Genomic DNA, 8,818 nt, shown 5'->3' with positions numbered 1-8,818 from the left:
AGGGGGGCATTTCTATTTGTCCAGTGCGGGAAATTCGCCTATCGAAATGGCAGGGATCAATGCCTGACCAATTGCCAGTCGATGGTTCCGCCCGGCTCAACGGAGTGGGCAACCAGGGTATTGGCATCGACGGTGTCGCTTACGCCCTCATGCGGAGAGCAGGTCCAGGTGGTGCCCTGCAGATGGAACACGCAATGAAGGTTCGGCTTTCCGGGAACGTCGCGTTCCGCGCAGCCCACACCGCACGGGTAGAACAACCAGGTCTTCTCCACGCCGACCGGCGCGATACTGCCGCCGATCACCGTCGCGCTGTAGGTCCCGCTCAGCGAATCGGCCGACGCCGGGCCGGCCAGCCCCACCGATGTGCCCGCCAGCAGCGCGGCTGACGCCGCGATCCGCATCGCCTTCATCGACCCTCCAGTCCTCACCGCCGGCCATCCGGCCAGACGGTGCCCTGAGGCTAACAGCGAATGGCCAACGTTCACGCGGGGGTCGGAGAACTTCAGTGCAGAATGGTCGCATGCGTGTTCTGGTGACCGGTGGTACGGGATTTGTTGGCGGGTGGACTGCGAAGGCTATTGCCGATGCGGGCCACTCGATTCGCTTCCTGGTGCGTAATCCGGCGAAGCTGCAGACCTCGGTCGCCAAGCTCGGGGTCGATGTCTCCGACTTCGCCGTCGCCGACATCGCCGACCGTCCCGCGGTACGGGAAGCACTGAAGGGCTGCGACGCCGTGGTGCACAGTGCGGCCCTGGTGGCGACCGACCCGCGCGAGACCGCCCGGATGCTCAGCACGAACATGGGCGGCGCCCAGAATGTGCTCGGGCAGGCCGTAGAACTGGGCATGGACCCGATCGTGCACGTATCCAGTTTCACCGCGCTGTTTCATCCCGGCCTGCAGGTGCTGACCGCGGATCTGCCGGTGGTGGGCGGTACCGACGGATACGGGCAATCCAAGGCGCAGGTCGAGATCTATGCGCGGGGACTACAGGATGCCGGCGCGCCGGTCAACATCACCTATCCCGGCATGGTGCTCGGTCCGCCGGTCGGGGATCAGTTCGGTGAGGCGGGCGAGGGCGTGCGGGCCGCCCTGCAGATGCGGGTGATTCCCGGTCGCGACGCGGCCTGGCTGATCATCGACGTCCGCGACCTGGCGGCGCTGCACGCCGCGCTGTTGGAACCCGGGCGCGGGCCGCGCCGCTACACCGCCGGTGGCACCCGGGTTCCGGTCGCCGAGCTGGCCGGTATGCTCGGCGACGCCGCCGGCATCTGGATGGGCGCGGTTCCGGTCCCGGACACCATGCTGCGGGTGGCGGGGGCGGTCCTGGACCGGGCCGAGCAGTTCCTGCCGTTCGAGACACCGTTCACCGCGGCCGGGATGCAGTACTACACCCAGATGCCGGACTCCGACGACACGCCCAGCGAGCGAGACCTCGGCATCCGTTACCGCGATCCGCAGACCACGGTCGGGGACACGGTCGCTGCCCTGAGATAGCGCGACCTCAGTCGAAGAGCGTCGCGCAGGCCCGGCTCTTCTCCAGGTCGAGCAGTGCGCGCTTGCGGTCCAGGCCGCCGCCGTAGCCGGTCAGGCTGCCGTTGCTGCCGATCACCCGGTGACAGGGCACGATGATCCCGATCGGGTTGTGCCCGTTGGCAAGTCCCACAGCGCGAAAGGCGGCCGGGCTGCCGATCTGCTTGGCGATCTCACCGTAGGACCGCGTCTCGCCGTAGGGAATGGTCTGCAGCGCGCCCCACACCCGGCGCTGGAACGCGGTGCCGACCAGATCGAGGTTCAGCTCGAACGTGGTGAGTTCTCCCGCGAAGTACGCCTCGAGTTGTTCGACGGCCTCGGAGAAGGCGTCGTCGGCGCGGATCCAATCGGTGCGGTCGGGCTCATAGGTCTGGTCGACCATGCGCAGGTGCTGAAGAGCGGAACCGTTGCCGGCCAGGGTGATTAGGCCTACCGGGCTGTCGACGGTGCGGTAGTGGGTCATGCGAGCTCCTTCGGGGGCCAATCGTTGACGGCGTGTTCGAGTGTGGTCCACAGATGCTGGGTGGCATACGACCGCCAGGGCCGCCATCGCCGGGCGCGTTCGGCCAATACCTGTGGTTGGTCGGGGAGCCCGGCATTTCTGGCGGCGACGCGCACACCGAGGTCGGTCACCGGGAACGCGTCGGGATCACCGAGACCCCGCATCGCGATCAATTCGGCTGTCCATGGGCCGATTCCGGGCAGCGCGAGCAGTTGGGCCCGTGCGCGGTCCCAGTCGCAGCCGGTGTCCAGGACGACGGAGCCGTCGGCGAGCCCGGCGATCAATGCGCGCAGTGTGCGTTGCCGGGCCGAGGGGAGCGCCAGATGGGCGGGGTCGATGTCGGCGAGGTCGGTGACCGCCGGGAAGGTGTGGGTCAGTGCCCCCGCGGTGTCGTGGACCGGCCGCCCGTATGCGGCCACCAACCGGCGCCCGTGGGTCCGGGCGGCCTTGGTCGACACCTGCTGTCCGAGCACCACCCGCACGGCGAGTTCGGCCTCGTCGACGGTGCGGGGAATGCGTTGTCCCGGAGCCTTGGTCACCAGGGCGCCCAGATCCGGATCGGCCGCCAGCACCTCCACCACGGCCTCGGGGTCGGCGTCGAGGTCGAGCAGCCGCCGGCACCGGGCGATCGCGGTGGACAGATCCCGGAAGTCGTCGAGCAGCAGGTGGCAGGCGACGTGATCAGGGGCGGGGGCGAGGCCGACGATCCCCGTTCCGTGCGGCAGCCGCAGGGTGCGCCGGTACCACCCGTCGCGTACTTCTTCGCACCCCGCAATGGCCGTGGCCGCCAGATGGCCGAATACCCCGTCGCAGGCAAACGGCATGCGCACCGGCAGCCGCAGTGACAGTGCGCCCGGGCTGGCCGGGATCAGCCGCCGGTGGGAACGCGCCGCGGCACGGTGCCGCAGTTCGCTGGGCGTGCTGCGACACACCTCCCGCACCGTGTCGTTGAACTGCCGGATACTGGAAAATCCGGCCGCGAATGCCACGTCGCCGAACGGCAGGTCGGTGGTTTCGATCAACACTCGTGCGGTCTGGGTGCGTTGCGCCCGGGCCAGCCCCAATGGGCCGGCGCCGACCTCGGCGTGCAGCAGTCGCTGTAATTGGCGGGCGGTGTAGCCCAGGCGGGCGGCCATCCCGCCGACCCCTTCGCGATCGACGGTTCCGTCGGCGATCAACCGCATGGCGCGGGCCACCACGTCGCTGCGCACGTTCCATTCCGGCGAGCCGGGCGACGCATCCGGCCGGCAGCGTTTGCAGGGCCGGAATCCCGCCCGCTGCGCGGCGGCCGCGGTCGGGTAGAACCGGACGTTGCGGGCCAGCGGTGGCCGCACCGGGCAACTGGGCCGGCAATACACTCCCGTGGTGACGACAGCCGTCACAAACCACCCGTCGAACCGGGGGTCCTTGGACTGCACGACGCGGTAGCACCGGTCGAAGTCGTCATACACACCAGCAAGACTTACACGTCGGCGGTGACATGACTAGCGGAAAACGGACATCAGTGTTCGGAGTCGATACCATGCGAGGGTGACCGACCTGGTGCAGAGCTACTTGGACCGGATTGTCGCCGACAACGCCTCCAACGCCGAGGGTGCGTTGGCCGACTACATACCCGAGCTCACCGGCGTCGACGCGTCGGGCTTCGGTTTGTCGCTGTCCTCCGGTGATGGTCATGTCTACGAATCCGGTGACGCGGGCGTCGAGTTCACCATCCAATCGATTTCGAAGCCGTTCACCTATGCGCTGGCACTGGATCAGATCGGTGAAGCAGCGGTGGACGGCCGGATCGGGGTGGAGCCCTCCGGTGAGGCCTTCAATGAGATCAGCGTCGACGACGTCACCAAGAATCCGAAGAACCCGATGATCAACGCGGGGGCGATCGCCGCGGTATCACTGATTCCGGGCGCCTCGCCCGACGCACGCTTCGCACTGATCCGGGAGTTCTATTCGGCCTGTGCGGGGCGGCAGTTGCAGATCGACGATGCGGTGTACCGCTCGGAGAAGGCCACCGGGAGCCGCAACCGGGCTATTGCCTACATGCTGGACAGTTTCGGCGCCATCGACGGCGACCCCGACGACATCCTCGACGTCTACTACCGGCAATGCTCGCTGAAGGTCACCTGCACCGATCTGGCCCGCATGGGCGCCACCCTGGCGCGCGCCGGGGTGAACCCGCTGACCGGCCGGCGGGTGACCGGCGCCGCGGTGGTCCGGCGCACCCTGGCGGTCATGCTGACCTGCGGGATGTATGACGCGGCCGGTGACTGGGTCAGCGCGGTGGGCATGCCGGCCAAAAGCGGGGTCGGCGGGGGCATCGTCGCGGTGCTGCCGGGGCAACTCGGAATCGGGGTGTACTCACCGCTTTTGGACGCCAAAGGAAACAGCGTCCGCGGAATTCGGCTGTGCCGCGAGTTGTCCGACCAGTTGGGTCTGCATTTCCTCAACGTGGGCCGGGAATCGCGTGCCACGCTGCGGGCGGTCTACGACATCCGTGACGGAGTGCGGGTGTATGAGGTGCACGGCGATCTGTTGTTCGCCGGGGCCGAGCAGGTGCTGCGGATGGCCCGCCGGCAATGCGATGAATTCGGCGTGGCGATCCTGGATGTATCCGGCGTCGACGACATCAACGATGCCGCGCGCCGCATGCTCGCCGGATTGAATGCATCGCTGCAGGCGGCGGGAAAACGCGGCCTGCTGGTGGACCCGGCCGGTGTCGTCGTGCCGCCCGACTCGGCGGCACGCGCCCTCACGTTTCACGGCCTCGATGATGCGGTGGCCAGCGCGGAACGTTGGCTGCGCTAGACCGGTATCGCGAGTCGGGTGGTCTGGCCGAGGCCGCGCAGCGTCACCGTGTCACCGTAGGTCCAGTGCGACTTCTCTTCGTCGCCGGCGGCCTCCACCGTCACCGCCGACGCCAGCACCCGGGCTGGCTCCGATTTCGCCAGATCACACAGCCGCGCGGCTGCGATGACCGGTTCGCCGATGACGGTGTACTCGAATCGTTCCTTGGCGCCGACGTTGCCGGCCACCGCCTGCCCGGCGGCCACGCCGATACCGGCCTCGCATTCGGGGACCTTCGTGCGCAGCCTGGTGGCGATCGCGCGGGCCGTCGCCAGCGCCGCGTCCTCGGGGTTTTCCATGTCGTTGGGCGCGCCGAACACAGCGAGCACCGCGTCACCCTCGAACTTGTTGACCAGGCCGTTGTGGCTGTCGACCTCGTCGATGATCACTGCGAAGAACCGGTTCAGCAGTGCGACGATTTCCGCCGGGGCCAGCATCGAGGCGAGCTTGGTGGATCCGATGATGTCGACGAAGACGACGGCGACGTGGCGTCCCTCGCCGCCGAGTTTGACGCGCTGTTGTTCTGCGGCGGCGGCCACCTCGCGCCCCACGTGCCGGCCGAACAGGTCGCGCACCCGCGCTCGATCGCGCAGTCCGGCGACCATGGCGTTGAAACCCCGCTGCAGTTCGCCGAGTTCGGTGCCGTCGAACACCACCAGGTCGCCGCGCAGATCGCCCAGTTCGACGCGTTTCAGCGCGGCGCGTACCACCCGGACCGGCGCGGCGATCATCCACGACGAAATCCAGGTCAGCAGAAACCCGGTGATAAGCCCCATCATCGCCAAAATCAGCACAGCGAAGGAGAATTGGGTCGAGGTCATGTTGCCCACCAAGGGGACAACCACCACGGTGACCACGATCCCGAGCACGGGGACCGCCGAACCCAACAGCCAGACCGCGATGGTCCTGCCCATGATGCCCGGTACCAGCCGCCGGGGCGGCGGGCCGGCTTCGAGCGCCTGCGCCGCCACCGGCCGCAACGCGAATTCGGTGAACAGGTAACACCATGTCGCCACCACGGCGCCGACCAAACTCAGCGAAAACAGGAAGCGTGGGATGAACAGCCGGTCGACCAATCCATACAGCGTCGCCAGCAACACCGCCCCGGTTCCCCACAACAGCAGGTGGCTCACTGCAACCCGCCAGGGCCCGCGGAAGGCGTTGTACTGATCGGTCTGGCTGGGCGGTCGGTCCTCGATGGACCACCGCAGCCGGTTCACGGCCCGCCGGGTGATCCACGACGTACCCAGGGCCAGGGCGAACACCACGTAACCGGGGCTGAACCCGAATGTGAGCCACCGCGGCGCATCGGTGAACACGCTGGGCACCGGGAAGGCGATCGCGACCAGTAGCACCGCCGCGCCGATACCGATCAAGTTTGCGACCAGCAGAAAGATGGTCAGGATGAGCTGGATGCGGACCCGGCGGCGGCGCGGGCCCTCGGAGACCCGTCCCAGCAGCCACGAGCCGTAGGCCGGGGTGGTCGTGAACCGATTGCTCTGCCCCGTCACCGACTCCAGGGCGCGACCGAGCCGGCTGCGGAGACTCGGTTTTGCGCTCATGGTGGTGCCAGCCTATTTGGCGAAGCCGGTCGCGTCGCTAAACCAGGAACGCCAGTTGGGTGGGCTGATCGAGCCCGCGCAGCGTGATCGTGTCGCCCAGCCGCCAGTGTGCGCCCTCGCCGGCGTTGGCACGCTGCAGGGTCGCTGCGGAGGCCAACAACCGGCCGGGTGCGGATTTCGCCAGTTCACACAGTCGAGCCGCTTCGTTGACCGGTTCGCCGATGACGGTGTACTCGAACCGCTCCTTGGCTCCGACATTGCCGGCGACCGCCTCACCGGCGGCCACCCCGATACCGGCCTGGCACTCGGGGACCTCGTCTCGCAGCCTGGCGGCAATGGCACGGGCAGCGCCGAGCGCTTCGTCCTCGGGATGCTCGAGCGTGTTGGGCGCGCCGAACACCGCCAGCACCGCATCCCCCTCGAACTTGTTGACCAGTCCGTGATGGCGGTCAACCTCGTCGACGATCACCGCGAAGAACCGGTTCAACAGCGTGACGACCTCCGCCGCGGGCCGGCCTGCAACCAACTGCGTGGAGCCGATGATATCGACGAAAATGACTGCGACATGGCGCTCTTCGCCACCGAGCTCAGGCCGTTCACGTTCCGCGGCGGCGGCCACCTCGCGGCCCACGTGGCGGCCGAACAGGTCGCGCACGCGTTCGCGTTCGCGCAGACCGCCGACCATGGAGTTGAATCCGCGTTGCAGTTCGCCGAGCTCGGTGCCGTCGAACACCACCAGGTTGTCGTCCAGGTCGCCCTGCTCGACGCGCTGTAATGCAGCGCGCACCCCACGGACCGGCGTCGCGGTCAGCCCGGACAGTATCCACATCAACAGGGAACCGAACACCAGCGCCATGGCGGCCAAAATAATGACCGCGAAAGCGAATTGGGTCTTGCTCATGTTGTGCAGCGTCAGCACGAACATCGCGGTCAGCGCGATACCCAGTACCGGGACGCCGGAACCCAGCAGCCACACCGTCATGGTGCGGCCGACGATGCGCTGCGCAAACCGCCCCGGTGGGGGGCCGGCTGCCAGCGCCTCCGCGGCTACCGGGCGCAGCGCGAACTCTGTCAGCAGGTAGCAGGCCGTGGACACCACGACCCCGCTGAACAGGATCGAGAACAGGAACTGCGGGATGAACAACGTATTCACCAACCCGTAGAGGGTCGTCAGCAACGCAGCGCCGAGCACCCACAGCAGCAGGGCGCTGCGGGCCACCCGCCACGGCGCCGCGAAGACATTGCGCTGGTCGGTGCGGTTGGGGATGCGTTCCTCAATGGCCCACCGCAGCCGGTCCACCGTGCGCCGGGTGATCCAGAAGGTCCCCAGGGCCAGCGCAAATCCGATGTACGCCGGCCCGACGGCAAAGGTGAGCCACAGCGGTGCATCGGTGAACACGCTGGGAACCGGGAATGCGATCGTGACTAGCAGCATCGCGACGACGATGCCGAGGATGTTGGCGGCCACGATGAAGACGGTCAGGATGACCTGGATGCGGATCCGACGTCGCCGCTGACTGTCCGACACCCGGCCCAGCAGCCACGATCCGTACTCCGGCGTGTTCGACAGTCGGCTGCGCTGGCGGGTCAGTGCTTCCAGCAGGCGGCCGGGTCGCGGGACGAGGCGGGTTTTTGCGGTCATGGTGGTGCCAGCGTATTTGGCTGAGGTGCCACGCCCTAGGGTATGGCGGGTGCGTCTCGTGATCGCCCAGTGCACCGTCGACTATGTGGGACGACTGACCGCGCATCTGCCGTCCGCGCGTCGGTTGCTGCTGATCAAGGCCGACGGGTCGGTCAGCGTGCACGCCGACGACCGCGCCTACAAGCCGTTGAACTGGATGAGTCCGCCGTGCTGGCTGACCGAGGATCTCGACGGTGAGCGGCCGTTGTGGGTGGTGGAGAACAAGGCCGGCGAGCAATTGCGGATCACCATCGAGGAGGTCGAGCACGACTCCAGCCACGAGTTGGGGGTCGACCCCGGCCTGGTCAAAGACGGTGTCGAGGCCCATCTGCAGAAGCTGCTCGCCGAACACGTGGAGCTGCTCGGCAAGGGATACACGCTGGTGCGTCGCGAGTACATGACCCCGATCGGCCCGGTCGACCTGTTGTGTCGCGACGAGCAGGGCCGCTCGGTGGCGGTGGAGATCAAGCGCCGCGGCGAGATCGACGGCGTTGAGCAGCTCACCCGCTATCTGGAGTTGCTCAACCGCGACACGGTGCTGGCGCCGGTCAGCGGGGTGTTCGCGGCCCAGCAGATCAAACCGCAAGCGCGAACCCTGGCCCATGATCGCGGAATCCGTTGCGTAACACTTGATTACGAGAACATGCGAGGTATGGACAGCGACGAGTTCCGGCTGTTCTGAGTGGGCACGGAATAGC

8 protein-coding genes are annotated in these 8,818 nt (G+C 67.6%); 3 read left to right on the top strand and 5 right to left on the bottom strand.

The window, feature by feature from the left end; all coding sequences use genetic code 11:
* Positions 1 to 56: 56 nt before the first annotated feature.
* On the bottom strand, positions 57 to 410 hold the full coding sequence (locus AC5Y36_RS05990; RefSeq protein ID WP_500039947.1) for a hypothetical protein: 354 nt from the start codon (positions 408 to 410) through the stop codon (positions 57 to 59).
* 110 nt (positions 411 to 520) lie between these two features.
* On the opposite strand from AC5Y36_RS05990, the gene AC5Y36_RS05985 reads away from it, so the two are divergent.
* Positions 521 to 1,495 (top strand): NAD-dependent epimerase/dehydratase family protein, encoded by a 975-nt coding sequence (locus AC5Y36_RS05985; RefSeq protein WP_500039946.1) that lies wholly within the window; start codon positions 521 to 523, stop codon positions 1,493 to 1,495.
* A gap of 7 nt (positions 1,496 to 1,502) precedes the next feature.
* Here AC5Y36_RS05985 and AC5Y36_RS05980 read toward each other — a convergent pair whose 3' ends face one another.
* Together AC5Y36_RS05980 and AC5Y36_RS05975 are read right to left on the bottom strand one after the other, a co-directional pair.
* Entirely contained in the window at positions 1,503 to 1,994 is a 492-nt protein-coding gene (locus AC5Y36_RS05980; protein WP_500039945.1) for a methylated-DNA--[protein]-cysteine S-methyltransferase, read from the bottom strand.
* A complete protein-coding gene (locus tag AC5Y36_RS05975; RefSeq protein ID WP_500039944.1) occupies positions 1,991 to 3,484 on the bottom strand; it encodes an AlkA N-terminal domain-containing protein in 1,494 nt (497 codons plus the stop codon). Before AC5Y36_RS05975 ends, AC5Y36_RS05980 begins: the two co-directional genes overlap by 4 nt.
* A 79-nt stretch (positions 3,485 to 3,563) precedes the next feature.
* On the opposite strand from AC5Y36_RS05975, the gene glsA reads away from it, so the two are divergent.
* A complete protein-coding gene (glsA, locus tag AC5Y36_RS05970; RefSeq protein WP_500039943.1) occupies positions 3,564 to 4,838 on the top strand; it encodes a glutaminase A in 1,275 nt (424 codons plus the stop codon).
* Here glsA and AC5Y36_RS05965 read toward each other — a convergent pair.
* Positions 4,835 to 6,439 (bottom strand): adenylate/guanylate cyclase domain-containing protein, encoded by a 1,605-nt coding sequence (locus tag AC5Y36_RS05965; RefSeq protein WP_500039942.1) that lies wholly within the window; start codon positions 6,437 to 6,439, stop codon positions 4,835 to 4,837. The two genes, glsA and AC5Y36_RS05965, sit on opposite strands and share 4 nt — an antisense overlap.
* A 37-nt stretch (positions 6,440 to 6,476) precedes the next feature.
* Positions 6,477 to 8,081, bottom strand: coding sequence for an adenylate/guanylate cyclase domain-containing protein (locus tag AC5Y36_RS05960; protein ID WP_500039941.1), 1,605 nt, complete (start codon positions 8,079 to 8,081; stop codon positions 6,477 to 6,479).
* 49 nt (positions 8,082 to 8,130) lie between these two features.
* Between AC5Y36_RS05960 and nucS the strand changes: the two genes are divergently transcribed.
* A complete protein-coding gene (gene nucS / locus AC5Y36_RS05955) occupies positions 8,131 to 8,802 on the top strand; it encodes an endonuclease NucS (RefSeq protein WP_500039940.1) in 672 nt (223 codons plus the stop codon).
* Positions 8,803 to 8,818: the final 16 nt, after the last annotated feature.

Source organism: Mycobacterium sp. NGS50 (assembly GCF_059812545.1).
Note: the sequence above shows the minus strand (reverse complement) of the source record. Positions and strands in the feature narration are given on the sequence as shown.